Annotated in this window: 17 protein-coding genes; 15 read left to right on the top strand and 2 right to left on the bottom strand. The window is 40.8% G+C overall.

The window, feature by feature from the left end; all coding sequences use genetic code 11:
- Window positions 1–145: 145 nt before the first annotated feature.
- Both ACVBD2_RS07380 and yaaA read left to right on the top strand, forming a co-directional pair.
- The gene (locus ACVBD2_RS07380; protein ID WP_125418281.1) at window positions 146–874 is read left to right on the top strand and encodes a TraX family protein; all 729 of its coding nucleotides are present in this window, start codon (window positions 146–148) and stop codon (window positions 872–874) included.
- 289 nt (window positions 875–1,163) lie between these two features.
- Window positions 1,164–1,892, top strand: coding sequence for a peroxide stress protein YaaA (gene yaaA, locus ACVBD2_RS07375; RefSeq protein ID WP_268702953.1), 729 nt, complete (start codon window positions 1,164–1,166; stop codon window positions 1,890–1,892).
- A gap of 31 nt (window positions 1,893–1,923) precedes the next feature.
- Here the strand turns inward: yaaA and ACVBD2_RS07370 are convergent, their stop codons facing one another.
- Together ACVBD2_RS07370 and ACVBD2_RS07365 are read right to left on the bottom strand one after the other, a co-directional pair.
- On the bottom strand, window positions 1,924–2,472 hold the full coding sequence (locus ACVBD2_RS07370) for an NADPH-dependent FMN reductase (protein ID WP_000039632.1): 549 nt from the start codon (window positions 2,470–2,472) through the stop codon (window positions 1,924–1,926).
- Between the two features lie 91 nt (window positions 2,473–2,563).
- Window positions 2,564–3,010 carry a MarR family winged helix-turn-helix transcriptional regulator gene (locus ACVBD2_RS07365; protein ID WP_461685507.1) on the bottom strand — a complete coding sequence of 149 codons (447 nt, stop codon included), beginning with the start codon at window positions 3,008–3,010 and terminating at the stop codon, window positions 2,564–2,566.
- Window positions 3,011–3,128: 118 nt separating this feature from the next.
- On the opposite strand from ACVBD2_RS07365, the gene ACVBD2_RS07360 reads away from it, so the two are divergent.
- The 13 genes from ACVBD2_RS07360 (at window position 3,129) to ACVBD2_RS07300 (ending at window position 13,877) form a co-directional block, all read left to right on the top strand.
- Window positions 3,129–3,605, top strand: coding sequence for a cell wall elongation regulator TseB-like domain-containing protein (locus ACVBD2_RS07360; protein WP_461685506.1), 477 nt, complete (start codon window positions 3,129–3,131; stop codon window positions 3,603–3,605).
- Window positions 3,606–3,614: 9 nt separating this feature from the next.
- A complete protein-coding gene (locus tag ACVBD2_RS07355) occupies window positions 3,615–4,793 on the top strand; it encodes a pyridoxal phosphate-dependent aminotransferase (RefSeq protein WP_461685505.1) in 1,179 nt (392 codons plus the stop codon).
- A gap of 152 nt (window positions 4,794–4,945) precedes the next feature.
- On the top strand, window positions 4,946–6,289 hold the full coding sequence (gene asnS, locus ACVBD2_RS07350) for an asparagine--tRNA ligase (protein ID WP_000167166.1): 1,344 nt from the start codon (window positions 4,946–4,948) through the stop codon (window positions 6,287–6,289).
- A gap of 125 nt (window positions 6,290–6,414) precedes the next feature.
- Window positions 6,415–7,620 (top strand): MFS transporter, encoded by a 1,206-nt coding sequence (locus ACVBD2_RS07345; protein ID WP_070683872.1) that lies wholly within the window; start codon window positions 6,415–6,417, stop codon window positions 7,618–7,620.
- A 134-nt stretch (window positions 7,621–7,754) separates the two neighbouring features.
- Window positions 7,755–8,045, top strand: a complete 291-nt coding sequence (gene rpsF, locus ACVBD2_RS07340) for a 30S ribosomal protein S6 (RefSeq protein ID WP_001151782.1) — start codon at window positions 7,755–7,757, stop codon at window positions 8,043–8,045.
- Between the two features lie 11 nt (window positions 8,046–8,056).
- Complete coding sequence (gene ssbA / locus ACVBD2_RS07335; RefSeq protein ID WP_000609595.1) at window positions 8,057–8,527, top strand: single-stranded DNA-binding protein SsbA; 471 nt, start codon at window positions 8,057–8,059, stop codon at window positions 8,525–8,527.
- A gap of 31 nt (window positions 8,528–8,558) precedes the next feature.
- Complete coding sequence (gene rpsR / locus ACVBD2_RS07330; protein WP_000068664.1) at window positions 8,559–8,798, top strand: 30S ribosomal protein S18; 240 nt, start codon at window positions 8,559–8,561, stop codon at window positions 8,796–8,798.
- A 69-nt stretch (window positions 8,799–8,867) separates the two neighbouring features.
- Window positions 8,868–10,219 (top strand): IS3 family transposase gene (locus ACVBD2_RS07325; protein WP_461685504.1). Its coding sequence is split into 2 segments (ribosomal slippage): window positions 8,868–9,309 and window positions 9,309–10,219, totalling 1,353 coding nucleotides; the frame shifts between segments, so codons are not numbered across the junction.
- Window positions 10,220–10,470: 251 nt separating this feature from the next.
- Window positions 10,471–10,980 carry a GNAT family N-acetyltransferase gene (locus ACVBD2_RS07320; RefSeq protein ID WP_461685503.1) on the top strand — a complete coding sequence of 170 codons (510 nt, stop codon included), beginning with the start codon at window positions 10,471–10,473 and terminating at the stop codon, window positions 10,978–10,980.
- A gap of 81 nt (window positions 10,981–11,061) precedes the next feature.
- A complete protein-coding gene (locus ACVBD2_RS07315; RefSeq protein WP_461685502.1) occupies window positions 11,062–12,462 on the top strand; it encodes a bifunctional Cof-type HAD-IIB family hydrolase/peptidylprolyl isomerase in 1,401 nt (466 codons plus the stop codon).
- 1 nt (window position 12,463) lies between these two features.
- Complete coding sequence (locus ACVBD2_RS07310) at window positions 12,464–12,823, top strand: S1 RNA-binding domain-containing protein (protein ID WP_461685501.1); 360 nt, start codon at window positions 12,464–12,466, stop codon at window positions 12,821–12,823.
- Window positions 12,824–12,856: 33 nt separating this feature from the next.
- Window positions 12,857–13,603: a tRNA1(Val) (adenine(37)-N6)-methyltransferase gene (locus ACVBD2_RS07305; protein ID WP_461685500.1), complete on the top strand. Its 747-nt coding sequence runs from the start codon at window positions 12,857–12,859 to the stop codon at window positions 13,601–13,603.
- Entirely contained in the window at window positions 13,593–13,877 is a 285-nt protein-coding gene (locus ACVBD2_RS07300) for a GIY-YIG nuclease family protein (RefSeq protein WP_461685499.1), read from the top strand. Before ACVBD2_RS07305 ends, ACVBD2_RS07300 begins: the two co-directional genes overlap by 11 nt.
- The last annotated feature ends 68 nt before the right edge of the window (window positions 13,878–13,945 follow it).

Here is a 13,945-nt window from a genome sequence, read left to right as displayed (position 1 = left end):
TTGAAAATGATGAAATAAAAAAGGAGTTTGGGACAAAAATATTTCAATCTTACAAAATTGTAAGAAAAATGAGAGAAATGTAAGCTAAAGTAATGGGAAAAAGAACCTCTTTCTTGTATAATAGGAAAGGAAAAAGGAGGATCCTATGAAAAAAATAATTGACAATAGCAGTTTGAAACTGCTTGCTATGCTTGCCATGCTGATTGACCATATCGCCTGGGTATCTTTTCCACTGGCTACCAATATGAATATTCTCTCTCCTAACTGGCTGGCCAATAGTATGCACATAATAGGCCGTCTGGCTTTTCCAGTCTTTGCCTTTTGTATCGCGGAAGGATATCGGCACAGTCATGATGTGCGCAAGTATATGAGACGATTGGGGCTGCTGGCTCTTATCAGTATCATCCCTTTCTCTCTGATGGGCTGGGTTACTGGTCTTGGCTTTATCATGCAAAATACGGTTGTTACTCTCTTTTTGGGGCTCTGTGCTCTTTATTACAGTGATCAGCAAACAGCAACCTGGAGAAAAGTTCTAATTATTCTACTCTGTTTTACTCTGTCCATTATCGCTGACGGCGGACTGACGGGAGGAGTTTTTGGTATCTATGCCTTTGCAAAGATTAAAGACCCAATCTTCCGAAAAATTGGCGGTGTCTTGGTACTGAACAGTGTGCAAATCCTAATTTTGGCCTTCAATTTCTCCTATGATGGTCTGGCTGATCTGGCTGCCACCTGTCTTCTGTTTCTCCTCGTGACCTCTTTCTACAACGGTCAAAAAGGGGCCAATATTGGAAAAGTATTTTACTGGTTTTACCCCCTTCATTTGCTCGCCCTGTCTCTGTTTCGAATTGCCTTTCTCTTATTTCTAATGTAGTTAATGAATGTATTAAATGTTGCAGTAGAATACCTGTTAAGTTAATTTTTCTTTTGGTAAGTCTAAATAATAGAGTAAAAGAGTCTGGGACAAAAGTCTAACCTTAGATATAAAAAGCGAACAAAACGGAGTTATCTAATACTCAGAAGTCTGTCTTGTTCACTTTTTTGTCTAATCTATCGATTTTAAAAGTTTATAATAAAGAATTCCTAAAATCAAAATCTTTTTATCTCAGACTCTTTCAGATGAAATTCTTGGTCGTGATTGAAAAATATGCTACACTAACAATATGAAAATTTTAATCCCAACAGCAAAAGAAATGAACACAAACCATCCTTGTATCGAAGCGCTCCCTTTGAGGGAAGAAAGTCAGGCAGTCCTTGACTCACTGGCGCATTACTCAGCTAGTGAATTAGAGACTTTTTATAAGGTATCTGCCGAGAAAGCAGAAGAAGAGTACGGCCATATTCAAGCTTTAAAAGATCACAGGGCTAGACATTATCCAGCTTTGAAACTCTTCGATGGTCTCATGTATCGCCACATTAAACGAGATGGGTTAACCGAGGCTGAACAAACCTATCTTGAAAATCATGTCCTAATTACCTCGGCTTTATACGGTGTTGTCCCCGCCTTGTCGCCCACGGCTCCTCACCGTTTGGATTTCTTGATGAAGTTAAAAGTTGCTGGTAAGACTTTAAAGAGTCATTGGAAGTCAGTCTATGATGAGTCACTTCAGGATGAGGACTTGATATTCTCCCTCCTATCATCAGAGTTTGAAACCGTATTTTCGAAGGAAATCAGAGAAAAGATGGTGACCTTCAAATTTATGGAGGACAAGGGTGGTCAGCTGAAGATTCACTCAACTATTTCAAAAAAAGCCCGTGGCGCCTTTTTGACCGCCTTGATAGAGGGTCAAGTTCAAACAGTTGAGCAAGCTCGCAAGCTCAGTTTTGCCGGCTTTGACTACCGAACTGATTTATCAAGTGATTTAGAACTCGTCTTTGTGAAACAAGCATAAAACCAGCTCGTTCGAGCTGGTTTTTGTTTGATTAGTTGATAGCTGCAAGAAGGTCGTCAGCTTGTTTTGCAAGTGATGAAGCAGTTGCTTCTTCTAACACCAATTTTCCGTCTGCCCAAGCAGAGTCATTGACACGAGCAGCAGTAAAGTCGCCAACGACTTGTGTACGGATAAATGGCAAGAGGTCTTTGTAAATAGCAAAGAGTTGATCGTGACCTGCATTGGCAACAGATGAGACAGTAACAAACTTGTCTTGGAGGGCAGAAGCGCCACGTGTGTCAGACAAGTCAAGGGCACGAGAGAGCCAGTCAAGCAAGTTCTTCACTGTTCCAGGGATAGAGAAGTTGTAGACTGGAGAGAAGATCCAGATTGCATCAGCAGCAAGGACTGCTTCACGAGCAGCAGCTACAGCTGGATGAGTTGGAACTTCCAAATCTTGGCTGAAGAGAGGAACAGCTGAGTAATCAAGATAGCTAACTTCCGCTTTTCCAGCAAGTGCTTTTTCAGCTTCGAGGGCCATTTGGTGGTTGAAAGAACCTTGGCGTAGTGAACCGACGATAAATAATACTTTTTTAGACATGATTTGTCTCCTTTAGTTTAAAATTCAAAGAGCGAACTCTTTTGTTACTATCTATGTTACAACAAATAATACTAATTAGCAATAATTTTGCTCACAAATCTTTAAATTTTTTTAAAATACGAATCAAATCCTCCTTTTCTCCATCTTCCAAGATACTAAAAGCATCTATAACAGAGTTAATATGGTCAGGAAGAATCTCTTCAATTTTTTTGCATCCAGCTGGTGTTAGTTTCAGGAAAAAAGAACGACGGTCTTTTGGGTCACAAGTTCTAGAAATCCACCCATCTCGAACCATATTTCGAATAACAACAGTCATGTTTCCAGAAGTGGCTAGCATTTTTTCAATCAAATCCTGAATGCGTAGTTCCCCCTTGCTGTAGAGGGTTTCCAAAACTGAAAATTGAGTGGGTGTTAGCCCGTGTTCTTTGGCAGCCTTGGCTTCATATGGTTTAAAAGTCCGTATGGCTTTGTTGAGGACGATAGCTGTTTTTAAGTCTAATTGATTATCGGAAATTTTCTCTTTCAAATATTGTTTCATAAGGTTATTTTATCAATAATGAGAGAGAAAAACAAGAACTGATATTTTATAGGAAAAGAATCTTAGAATGTTTCTATCTTCACTTGTAATAAAAGAGGAGAGATGGTAAAATAGACGAGTGAAACTAAGACAGAAAAAAGCAAAAAACAAGCTACTTTTACAGTATGGAATCGGCATTACTTTAGTATTACTAGTCATGACCACTTCCTTCCTTTATCTGATCTCTCTAAGTATGAAGCCCTATCAGGATGCTAGGGTTGAGGGAGAAAAACTAGCCAAGCAGTATGCAGAATTGGAAAAGGCAGATCAGGTTGATTTCTACAATGGTCTAGAGGGCTATTACAGTGTTCTGGGACATAATAAAAAGCAAGAGGCCATTGCCGTACTGATTGAAAAGAATGACCACAAGATTTATGTTTATCAGCTTGATAAGGGGATTTCTCAGGACAAGGCAGCGACAATTTCGAGGGAAAAAGGAGCTAGCGACATTGACAAGATTACTTTTGGTCGCTATCAGGACAAGCCGATTTGGGAAGTCAAGTCAGGAAACCAGTACTATCTGGTCGACTTTGAAACAGGAGCAGTGATCCAATAAGGAGGGCATATGAAACTATCCAAACGTGTACTAGAAATGGAAGAAAGCGTCACTCTAGCTAGTGATGCAAGAGCCAAAGCATTAAAAGCTCAGGGAAAGGACGTTCTTTTCTTAACCTTGGGACAGCCTGATTTTCATACTCCTGAAAACATTCAGGATGCAGCGGTAGAAGCGATTCGAGATGGACGTGCTTCCTTCTATACAGTTGCTTCAGGCCTACCAGAGTTAAAAGCGGCGGTTAATACCTATTTTGAACGCTACTATGGGTATTCCGTAGCGGCTAACGAGGTTACCTTTGCCACTGGAGCCAAGTTCTCTCTCTACACCTTCTTTATGGCTGTGGTCAATCCAGGTGATGAGGTCATCATTCCTACACCATATTGGGTCAGCTATGGGGATCAAGTCAAAATGGCAGAAGGTGTGCCAGTCTTTGTCCAGGCCAAGGAAGACAATCACTTTAAAGTAACAGTAGAGCAGCTAGAAGCAGCCCGGACAGATAAGACCAAGGTCTTGGTTCTCAATTCGCCATCTAATCCGACCGGTATGATCTACTCTCGTGAGGAACTTTTGGCTATCGGAAATTGGGCTGTTGAGCATGATGTCCTTATCCTAGCAGATGATATTTATGGTCGTTTGGTTTATAACGGAAATGAATTTGTTCCAATTTCTAGTTTGTCAGAAGCTATTCGCAAGCAAACCATCGTGATTAACGGTGTATCTAAGGCCTATGCCATGACTGGTTGGCGGGTAGGTTATGCTGTGGGAAATCCTGAGATTATCGCTGCTATGAGCAAACTAACAGGACAAACAACCTCCAATCTGACTGCCGTATCGCAATATGCTACCATTGAAGCCCTAACTGGGCCACAAGACTCTGTCGAAACCATGCGTCAGGCTTTTGAGGAACGTTTGAACACTATTTACCCTCTCTTGTGCCAAGTGCCAGGATTTGAAGTTGTCAAGCCCCAAGGAGCCTTTTATCTTTTCCCAAATGTTAAGAAAGCGATGGTGATGAAGGGCTATACCGATGTTACGGACTTTACAACAGCTATCCTTGAAGAAGTCGGTCTTGCCTTGATTACAGGAGCAGGATTTGGGGCGCCAGAAAATGTTCGTCTCAGTTATGCAACTGACTTGGACACCTTGAAAGAAGCGATTCGTCGTTTGCATCAATTTATGGAAAAATAAAACTTAGAATCTTCGCCTTTTTGGCGAAGATTTTTTGTAACGAAAATCTCGCGATTTTTCTCTAGTAGAACCTAGCTATCACATTCTATTTATGGTAAAATAGTGGGTAATGATGTCTTCGGACAAGTTAAACGAAAAAAGGAAGATAGATTATGACAAAACGTGTAACAATTATCGATGTAAAAGACTACGTTGGTCAAGAAGTGACCATCGGAGCCTGGGTTGCCAATAAATCAGGAAAAGGGAAAATTGCCTTCTTGCAATTGCGTGATGGAACAGCCTTCTTCCAAGGTGTAGCCTTTAAACCAAACTTTGTAGAAAAATTTGGTGAAGAGGTAGGTCTTGAAAAATTTGAAACGATCAAACACTTGAGTCAAGAAACTTCTGTTTATGTGACAGGAATTGTCAAAGAAGACGAACGTTCTAAGTTTGGCTATGAGTTGGATATTACAGACATCGAAGTGATCGGTGAATCTCAAGACTACCCTATCACACCAAAAGAACACGGAACAGACTTCTTGATGGACAACCGTCACTTGTGGCTCCGTTCTCGCAAGCAAGTGGCTGTGATGCAAATCCGTAACGCTATCATTTATGCAACTTATGAGTTCTTTGACAAGAACGGCTTCATGAAGTTTGATAGCCCAATTCTTTCAGGAAATGCGGCAGAAGATTCAACTGAACTCTTTGAAACTGACTACTTTGGAACGCCAGCCTACTTGAGCCAATCAGGTCAACTTTACCTAGAAGCAGGAGCTATGGCTCTTGGCCGTGTCTTTGACTTTGGTCCAGTATTCCGTGCGGAGAAATCAAAAACGCGCCGTCACTTGACTGAGTTCTGGATGATGGACGCAGAGTATTCTTACTTGACACACGATGAGTCACTTGATTTGCAAGAAGCTTACGTAAAAGCCCTTCTTCAAGGTGTCCTTGACCGTGCACCTCAAGCCTTGGAAACCTTGGAACGTGATACAGAGCTCTTGAAACGCTACATTGCAGAGCCATTCAAACGCATCACTTACGATCAAGCCATTGACCTCTTGCAAGAGCATGAAAACGATGAAGATGCTGACTACGAGCATTTGGAACATGGCGATGACTTTGGTTCACCACACGAAACGTGGATTTCAAACCACTTTGGTGTGCCGACATTTGTTATGAACTACCCAGCAGCTATCAAGGCCTTCTACATGAAACCAGTTCCTGGAAATCCAGAGCGCGTGCTTTGTGCAGACTTGCTCGCACCAGAAGGTTACGGAGAAATCATCGGTGGTTCTATGCGTGAGGAAGACTACGATGCCCTTGTAGCTAAGATGGATGAACTTGGTATGGATCGTACAGAGTATGAATTCTATCTTGACCTTCGTAAATACGGTACAGTTCCACACGGAGGATTTGGTATCGGTATCGAGCGTATGATAACCTTCGCAGCTGGAACCAAACACATCCGTGAAGCCATTCCATTCCCACGTATGTTGCATCGTATCAAACCATAAAATGAATCCAAACGCCCTTAGGGCGTTTTTTCAAAGTAGAAGAAAGAAGAGGTGGAGAACATGTAAAGCACAGCTTAACAAGTGACAAACACAAAGATACAAATACACTTGTTAAAGGAGAAACTATGTTTAAACGAAATTACCGGAAGAATATCGGTCTCATGGCTGGTGTGGAATTTTTTGCCTTTCTGGGCATTACCAGCTTTTGGATTCTATTTCTCAGTCAAAACGGGATGTCGCTTTGGCAGATTGGCTTATTGGAAAGTATTTTTCATGCCACCAGTGTCATCTGTGAAATTCCCTCAGGAATGTTAGCTGACCGCTATTCCTATAAAACCAATCTATATTTAAGTCGAATAGCTGGGATTGCCTCGTCTATTCTCATGTTAGCAGGGCAAGGTAATTTTTGGATTTACGCACTCGCTATGGTGGTGAGTGCCTTGTCTTATAATTTTGATTCGGGGACGAGTGCAGCCATGGTTTATGATTCGGCTGTGGAGGCTGGATTAAAAGAGCGCTACTTGTCTATCTCCAGTTTTATGTCAGGAGTCGCAGAAGGGACTCGGTCTTTGGGGACCGTTTTAGCGGGATTTTTTGTCCATGGTCAATTGCACTTGACCTACTATATCATGATTGTTACTTCTATAATCGTTCTTTTCCTAACTTGGATGCTAAAAGAGCCTAGTGTTAAAGCGCAAAAATCTGAGCGTTTGACGATGAAAAAAATAATCTGGACTGTCAAAGAGGAGTTGCGGAGAAACCCCAGTCTTTTTAGTTGGATGATTCTTTCCCAAATCATCGGGACACTGATGTGCATGTTTTATTTTTACTATCAAAATCAACTTCCTGACTTAGAAGGGTGGCAGATTTCGATGGTCATGTTGATGGGCAGTGTTTTGAATATCTGGGCAGTTTATCTAGCAAGTAAGATTGGAAAGAAGTATTCAGCCTTAAAACTCTTTCCCATTCTTGTACTCTTGACGGGAGGAACTTATTTGCTTTCCTACTTTGGTACGCCGCTGATTTATATTTTGGTTTATTTGATCAGTAACGCCTTATATGCTCTCTTTCAGCCGATTTTTGATAATGATTTACAAAAGCGACTCCCAAGTGAGGTACGGGCAACCATGCTAAGTGTCTACTCTATGATGTTCAGCCTAAGCATGATTATCATTTTTCCTCTGACGGGATGGTTGATTGATTATCTAGGATTTGTAGTAGCCTTCCTTTACTTAGGGCTCATTTTAGTACTAGCCAGCTTTTTGCTATTTTTCATTTTGAAAGAGATGGCTGGAGCTTTGAAACTGGAAGAGGATGTTATTTCTAAGTAATAAAGTTATTTTTTCACTTTTATCTTTTTTACTTGCTATCTATCAGTTTTTCTAGTATAATAGTTTATTGTGAGCAAACCTCACTTACCCCTTGCAAAGACTAGGGGTCATTAGACCAAAAGGAGGAAATATCAATGGCTAAATACGAAATTCTTTATATCATTCGTCCAAACATTGAAGAAGAAGCGAAAAACGCTTTGGTAGCACGTTTTGACTCTATCTTGACTGACAACGGTGCAACTGTTGTTGAATCAAAATCATGGGAAAAACGTCGTCTTGCATACGAAATCCAAGATTTCCGTGAAGGACTTTACCACATCGTTAACGTTGAAGCAAACGACGACGCAGCTCTTAAAGAGTTTGACCGTCTTTCAAAAATCAACGCTGACATTCTTCGTCACATGATCGTCAAACTTGACGCGTAAGAAGGTAAATTATGATTAACAATGTTGTACTTGTAGGGCGTATGACACGTGACGCTGAGTTGCGTTATACCCCATCAAATGTAGCAGTTGCGACTTTTACTCTTGCAGTAAACCGTACATTTAAGAGTCAAAATGGCGAACGTGAGGCTGATTTCATCAATGTCGTTATGTGGCGCCAACAGGCTGAAAATCTTGCTAACTGGGCTAAAAAAGGCTCTCTTATCGGGATCACAGGCCGTATCCAGACTCGTAGTTACGATAACCAGCAAGGACAACGTGTCTACGTAACAGAAGTCGTGGCTGAGAATTTCCAAATGTTGGAAAGCCGTGGAGTGCGCGAAGGACATTCAGGTGGAGCTTATTCTGCACCAACTGCTGGCCAATCAGCACCTGCAAACCCAGTACCAGACTTTTCACGTTCTGAAAATCCATTTGGAGCAACCAATCCATTGGACATTTCAGATGATGATTTACCATTCTAATGGACAATTAATACTATAAAGGAGAAAAAACATGGCTCAACAACGTCGTGGCGGATTCAAACGCCGTAAAAAAGTTGATTACATCGCAGCAAACAAAATTGAATATGTTGATTACAAAGATACTGAGCTTCTTAGCCGTTTCGTTTCAGAACGTGGGAAAATCCTTCCTCGTCGTGTAACAGGAACTTCAGCTAAAAACCAACGTAAAGTAACAACAGCTATCAAACGCGCACGCGTAATGGCTTTGATGCCTTTCGTAAACGAAGATTAAAAAAGAGGTCCAGTGAACTGCACCCCAAAAGTTAGACAGAAAAAATCTAACTTTTGGGGTGTTTTTATTATGAAATTAACTTATGATGATAAAGTTCAGATTTATGAACTTAGAAAACAAGGATATAGCTTAGAGAAGCTTTCAAATAAATTTGGGATAAACAATTCTAATCTTAGGTACATGATTAAATTGATTGATCGTTACGGGATAGAAATCGTTAAAAAGGAGAAGAATCGTTACTATTCTCCTGAATTAAAACAAGAAATCATTGATGAAGTCCAACTTGAGGGACAATCGCAACTAAGCGTATCTCTGGATTATGCTCTTCCAAGTAGTGGATTACTTCCAAATTGGCTGGCACAATACAAGAAAAACGGGTATACTATTGTTGAGAAAACAAGAGGGAGAGTACCTAAAATGGGACGTAAACGGAAGAAAAATTGGGAAGAAATGACAGAACTAGAGCGACTTCAAGAGGAGAATGAACGCTTACGGACTGAGGTGGCCTACCTAAAAAAGTTAAAAGAGTTAGAGGAAAGAGACGAAGCCTTAGAGCGAGAAAGGCAGAGACAGTTAGAGAAATGGTTTCAGGAGGATTTCGACTAGATTTACTTCTTGAAGCGGCTCGTTTACCTCGCTCAACTTACTATTATCAGTTGAAACAGCTGGATGGGTTTGATAAAGATAAAGAGCTTAAAACCGAAATTCAAGCGATTTATAATGAACATAAAGGCAACTATGGCTATCGCCGAATGACTCTTGAATTGAGGAATCGTGGTCATATAGTAAACCATAAGAAGGTCCAACGTCTGATGAAAATCCTTGGTTTAAGTGCTCGAATTCGTCGGAAACGGAAGTATTCTTCTTATCAAGGAGAGATTGGCAAGAAAGCAGATAACCTTATTCAACGCCAATTTGAAGCAGCCAAACCAATGGAAAAGTGCTACACAGATGTGACAGAATTTGCCATTCCAGCAAGTACTCAAAAGCTTTACTTATCACCAGTTTTAGATGGCTTTAACAGCGAAATTATTGCTTTTAATCTTTCTTGTTCGCCTAATTTAGAACAGGTAAAAACGATGCTAGAACAGGCATTCACAGAGAAGCACTATGAGAATACGATTCTCCATAGCGATCAAGGGTGGCAATACCAACACGATTCTTATCATCGGTTTCTACAGAGTAAGGGAATTCAAGCATCTATGTCGCGCAAGGGCAACAGCCCAGACAACGGCATGATGGAATCCTTCTTTGGCATTTTGAAATCGGAGATGTTTTATGGATATGAGAAGACATTTAAATCACTTCATCAATTGGAACAAGCTATTGTGGACTACATTGATTATTACAACAACAAACGAATTAAAGTCAAACTAAAAGGACTTAGCCCTGTGCAATACAGAACTAAATCCTTTCAATAATTATTTGTCCAACTTTTGGGGGTCAGTACACAGTGGACCTCTTTTTCATGAGCTGGAAAATAAGAAAGCGAATTAAGACCCGGGTGGGTCTTTTTTTCAGGTCCACCGGACCTCTTTTTTCAGACTTTTACAGGGCTCCGTTCGAAACGTCTACTTTTTGACCTAGTGAGATTTTCTTTCTTACTAGGTTTTTTCTTTTAATTTTTATTATCGTGCTATAATGGTAGGAGAAAGCTTTAAAGGAGCATCTTATGAAGACGAAATGTTCAATTAGAGAAATGCGAGAATCTGACATTAAAGATCTATCCCAAGGTTTTATCAATCAAGGTTGGCCAAGTAGAGAGGAAATTTTAACTCTATACTTTAAGGAACAGGAGAGTGGAGAGAGGGAAGCTTTAGTTGCTAATTTTGAGGGTGTAGTAGCGGGGTACATCACTATTTTACCAATTGCCAAGCATGGTCCCTTTGCTGGAATGTCTCCAGAACTTTCAGATTTCAATGTCTTTGAGTCTTTTCAAAATCAAGGCATTGGAAATCTCTTGATGGAAGAAGCGGAGAAACGAGTCAAGCTTATATCGGATAAGGTGACGCTTGGTGTTGGGCTCCACTCAGGATATGGACCTGCCCAGAGATTGTACATCAAACGAGGTTATATTCCAGATGGTACAGGAGTTTGGTATCGAAACCAACCGTTGGAAATGAATGCCACTATTCAAAATAATGATGATTTAGTTTTGTACTTATCCAAGGAATTAGAATAAGAGATAGCAAATTTTTTGAAGATATGGGATTTCTCTACTTTATGGTATAATGGAAAGAGTTAGATTGAAAGAGGTAGAGAGATGGATGCGAAATTAAAATACAAGGCAAAGAAGATTAAGATTGTCTTCTTTGATATTGATGATACCCTGCGTACGTCAAAGACAGGTTTTATTCCAACTACAATTCCCACTGTCTTTAAACAGTTGCGTGAAAAAGGAATTTTAACAGGAATCGCCTCTGGACGAGGGACTTTCGGTGTCGTACCAGAGATTCGTGACCTCAAGCCTGACTTTTTTGTGACCTTGAATGGTGCCTATATAGAAGATAAAAAAGGAAATGTCATTTATCAAAATCAGATTGAGAAGTCAGATGTAGAGGAGTACATTTCTTGGACGAAGGAAGAGGGAATTGAGTATGGCTTGGTTGGAAGTCATGACGCCAAACTCTCCACGCGAACAGAACTGATCAGTGAGGCTATTGATCCGATTTATCCGAACCTGGGTGTGGATCCTGACTTTCATGAAAAAGCAGATATATACCAGATGTGGACCTTTGAAGATAAAGGGGATGGCTTGCACTTACCAGAGTCTTTATCGGATAAACTTCGCATGGTGCGTTGGCATGAACATTCATCTGATGTGGTACCAATTTCAGGTTCAAAGGCTGCTGGTGTGGCAAAGGTTGTAGAACACCTAGGCTTGAAACCAGAGAATGTCATGGTCTTTGGGGATGGTCTCAATGACTTGGAACTCTTTGATTATGCTGGAATCAGTATTGCCATGGGAGTTTCCCACGAAAAGATCAAAGAAAAAGCAGATTATATAACAAAAACAGTAGAAGAAGATGGCATTTTTGATGCCTTAGAAGGATTTGGTATGGTAGAAAAAGAATTGCATTTCCCACAAGTAGAAATTGAAACAGTAGAAGGTCCGCTGGCGACCATTAAGACAAATCACGGAGACTTGCGTATCAAGCTCTTCCCTGAACATGCTCCGAAAACAGTAGCAAACTTTGTTGCTCTTTCAAAAGATGGTTACTATGATGGTGTGATTTTCCACCGTATTATCAAGGACTTTATGATCCAAGGCGGAGACCCAACTGGTACTGGTATGGGGGGAGAGTCTATTTATGGACAAGCTTTTGAAGATGAATTTTCTGAAGAACTTTATAATATCCGTGGTGCCCTTTCTATGGCCAATGCTGGCCCAAATACCAATGGTAGCCAGTTCTTTATCGTGCAAAACCAACATTTGCCATATTCTAAGAAAGAGATTGCGCGTGGTGGTTGGCCAGAACCAATTGCTGAGATCTATGCAGAGCAAGGTGGAACTCCTCACCTTGACCGTCGTCACACTGTTTTTGGGCAATTGGTCGATGCAGAATCTTTTGCTGTCTTGGATGCCATTGCAGCTGTTGAGACAGGCGCTATGGACAAACCAGTTGAAGATGTAGTAATTGAAACGATTGAAATTGAGGACTAAGATGAAAATCGGTGATAAGCTAAATGGGCGTATTACAGGAATCCAGCCCTATGGTGCCTTTGTTGAGTTAGAGACAGGGGTGATTGGGTTGATTCACATCTCAGAGATTCGAACGGGATTTATCGAAAATATCTATGAAGTTTTGAAAATTGGTGAAGAAGTGCAAGTTCAGGTTGTTGATTTAGACGAATTTTCAGGTAAAGCCAGTCTATCTATTCGCGCTCTGGAGGAAGAAAAACACCAACTACCAAGACGGAGACGTTTTTCAAATGATCGCATCAAGCACGGTTTTGCACCTCTTGGTCGAATGATGCCTGTCTGGACAAGGGAAGCACTCAATAATCTGAAAGAGAAAAACTAGTCTATTAGATTTCGTATTTTTAAAAATCAATATATGGAAGAACAATTATTAAAATCAGGAGAGCGAATCAACCAGCTCTTTTCGACAGATATCAAGATCATTCAAAATAGAGAAGTGTTTAGCTATTCGGTGGATAGTGTTCTCTTGTCACGCTTTCCTCGCTTTCCTAAAAATGGCTTAATTGTGGACTTTTGTGCTGGGAATGGTGCAGTTGGACTTTTTGCAAGTAGTCGTACCAAGGCAAAAATTCTCTCTGTAGAGATTCAGGAGCGCTTGGCGGATATGGCAGAGCGTTCGGTTCGATTGAATGGATTGGAAGAGCAGATGCAGGTTATCTGCGATGATTTGAAAAATATGTCTGCTCACATCCAGGGAAGTAAGGTGGACATGATTTTGTGCAATCCGCCTTATTTCAAGGTTGATCCACATTCCAATCTGAACGAGAGTGAACACTACCTCCTAGCAAGACACGAAATTGCGACTAACCTAGAAGAAATCTGTCGAAGCGCTCAGAGCATTCTCAAATCTAATGGTCGTTTGGCCATGGTTCATCGTCCAGATCGGCTTTTGGATATCTTAGAGATGCTCAAACGCCATAATTTGGCACCTAAGCGCCTGCAATTTGTCTATCCTAAACGAGAAAAAGAAGCCAATATGCTCTTAATTGAGGCTATCAAGGATGGCTCGATGAGTGGCTTCAAGGTCTTGCCACCACTCATTGTTCACAATGAAGATGGCTCCTACACGCCAGAAATTCAAGAGATTTACTATGGATCATAAGGCATATATGTATGTGGTGGAGTGCCGTGACGGTTCTTACTATACGGGCTATACGACAGATGTTAAGAAGCGCCTTGCCGTTCATAATAGTGGTAAGGGAGCCAAGTATACCCGAGCTCGCTTGCCAGTCGAACTCATCTATGTAGAGGGTTTTGCTAGTAAGGAAGAAGCCATGTCTGCAGAGGCTCTCCTCAAACGAAAGAAAAGACCACAGAAAGAACGATTTTTATTCGAAAATCAAGAGAAAAATCTAGTTAACGATATTAATATCTAATGAGGGGTCCTTTGACTCCTCTTACTTTTGTCAAAAGAGGAAAAAAGTGCTAAAATAAGATGAATAAA

This window comes from Streptococcus sp. KHUD_018 (assembly GCF_054861215.1).
This window is presented reverse-complemented; position numbering and strand designations above follow the sequence as displayed.

Excerpts from the sequence above, each read along its gene's own strand:
- ACVBD2_RS07380 (WP_125418281.1), top strand. The coding sequence starts at position 146 with ATGAAAAAAATAATTGACAATAGCAGTTTGAAACTGCTTGCTATGCTT.
- yaaA (WP_268702953.1), top strand. The coding sequence starts at position 1,164 with ATGAAAATTTTAATCCCAACAGCAAAAGAAATGAACACAAACCATCCT.
- ACVBD2_RS07370 (WP_000039632.1), bottom strand. The coding sequence starts at position 2,472 with ATGTCTAAAAAAGTATTATTTATCGTCGGTTCACTACGCCAAGGTTCT.
- ACVBD2_RS07365 (WP_461685507.1), bottom strand. The coding sequence starts at position 3,010 with ATGAAACAATATTTGAAAGAGAAAATTTCCGATAATCAATTAGACTTA.
- ACVBD2_RS07355 (WP_461685505.1), top strand. The coding sequence starts at position 3,615 with ATGAAACTATCCAAACGTGTACTAGAAATGGAAGAAAGCGTCACTCTA.
- asnS (WP_000167166.1), top strand. The coding sequence starts at position 4,946 with ATGACAAAACGTGTAACAATTATCGATGTAAAAGACTACGTTGGTCAA.
- ACVBD2_RS07345 (WP_070683872.1), top strand. The coding sequence starts at position 6,415 with ATGTTTAAACGAAATTACCGGAAGAATATCGGTCTCATGGCTGGTGTG.
- rpsF (WP_001151782.1), top strand. The coding sequence starts at position 7,755 with ATGGCTAAATACGAAATTCTTTATATCATTCGTCCAAACATTGAAGAA.
- ssbA (WP_000609595.1), top strand. The coding sequence starts at position 8,057 with ATGATTAACAATGTTGTACTTGTAGGGCGTATGACACGTGACGCTGAG.
- rpsR (WP_000068664.1), top strand. The coding sequence starts at position 8,559 with ATGGCTCAACAACGTCGTGGCGGATTCAAACGCCGTAAAAAAGTTGAT.
- ACVBD2_RS07320 (WP_461685503.1), top strand. The coding sequence starts at position 10,471 with ATGAAGACGAAATGTTCAATTAGAGAAATGCGAGAATCTGACATTAAA.
- ACVBD2_RS07315 (WP_461685502.1), top strand. The coding sequence starts at position 11,062 with ATGGATGCGAAATTAAAATACAAGGCAAAGAAGATTAAGATTGTCTTC.
- ACVBD2_RS07310 (WP_461685501.1), top strand. The coding sequence starts at position 12,464 with ATGAAAATCGGTGATAAGCTAAATGGGCGTATTACAGGAATCCAGCCC.
- ACVBD2_RS07305 (WP_461685500.1), top strand. The coding sequence starts at position 12,857 with ATGGAAGAACAATTATTAAAATCAGGAGAGCGAATCAACCAGCTCTTT.
- ACVBD2_RS07300 (WP_461685499.1), top strand. The coding sequence starts at position 13,593 with ATGGATCATAAGGCATATATGTATGTGGTGGAGTGCCGTGACGGTTCT.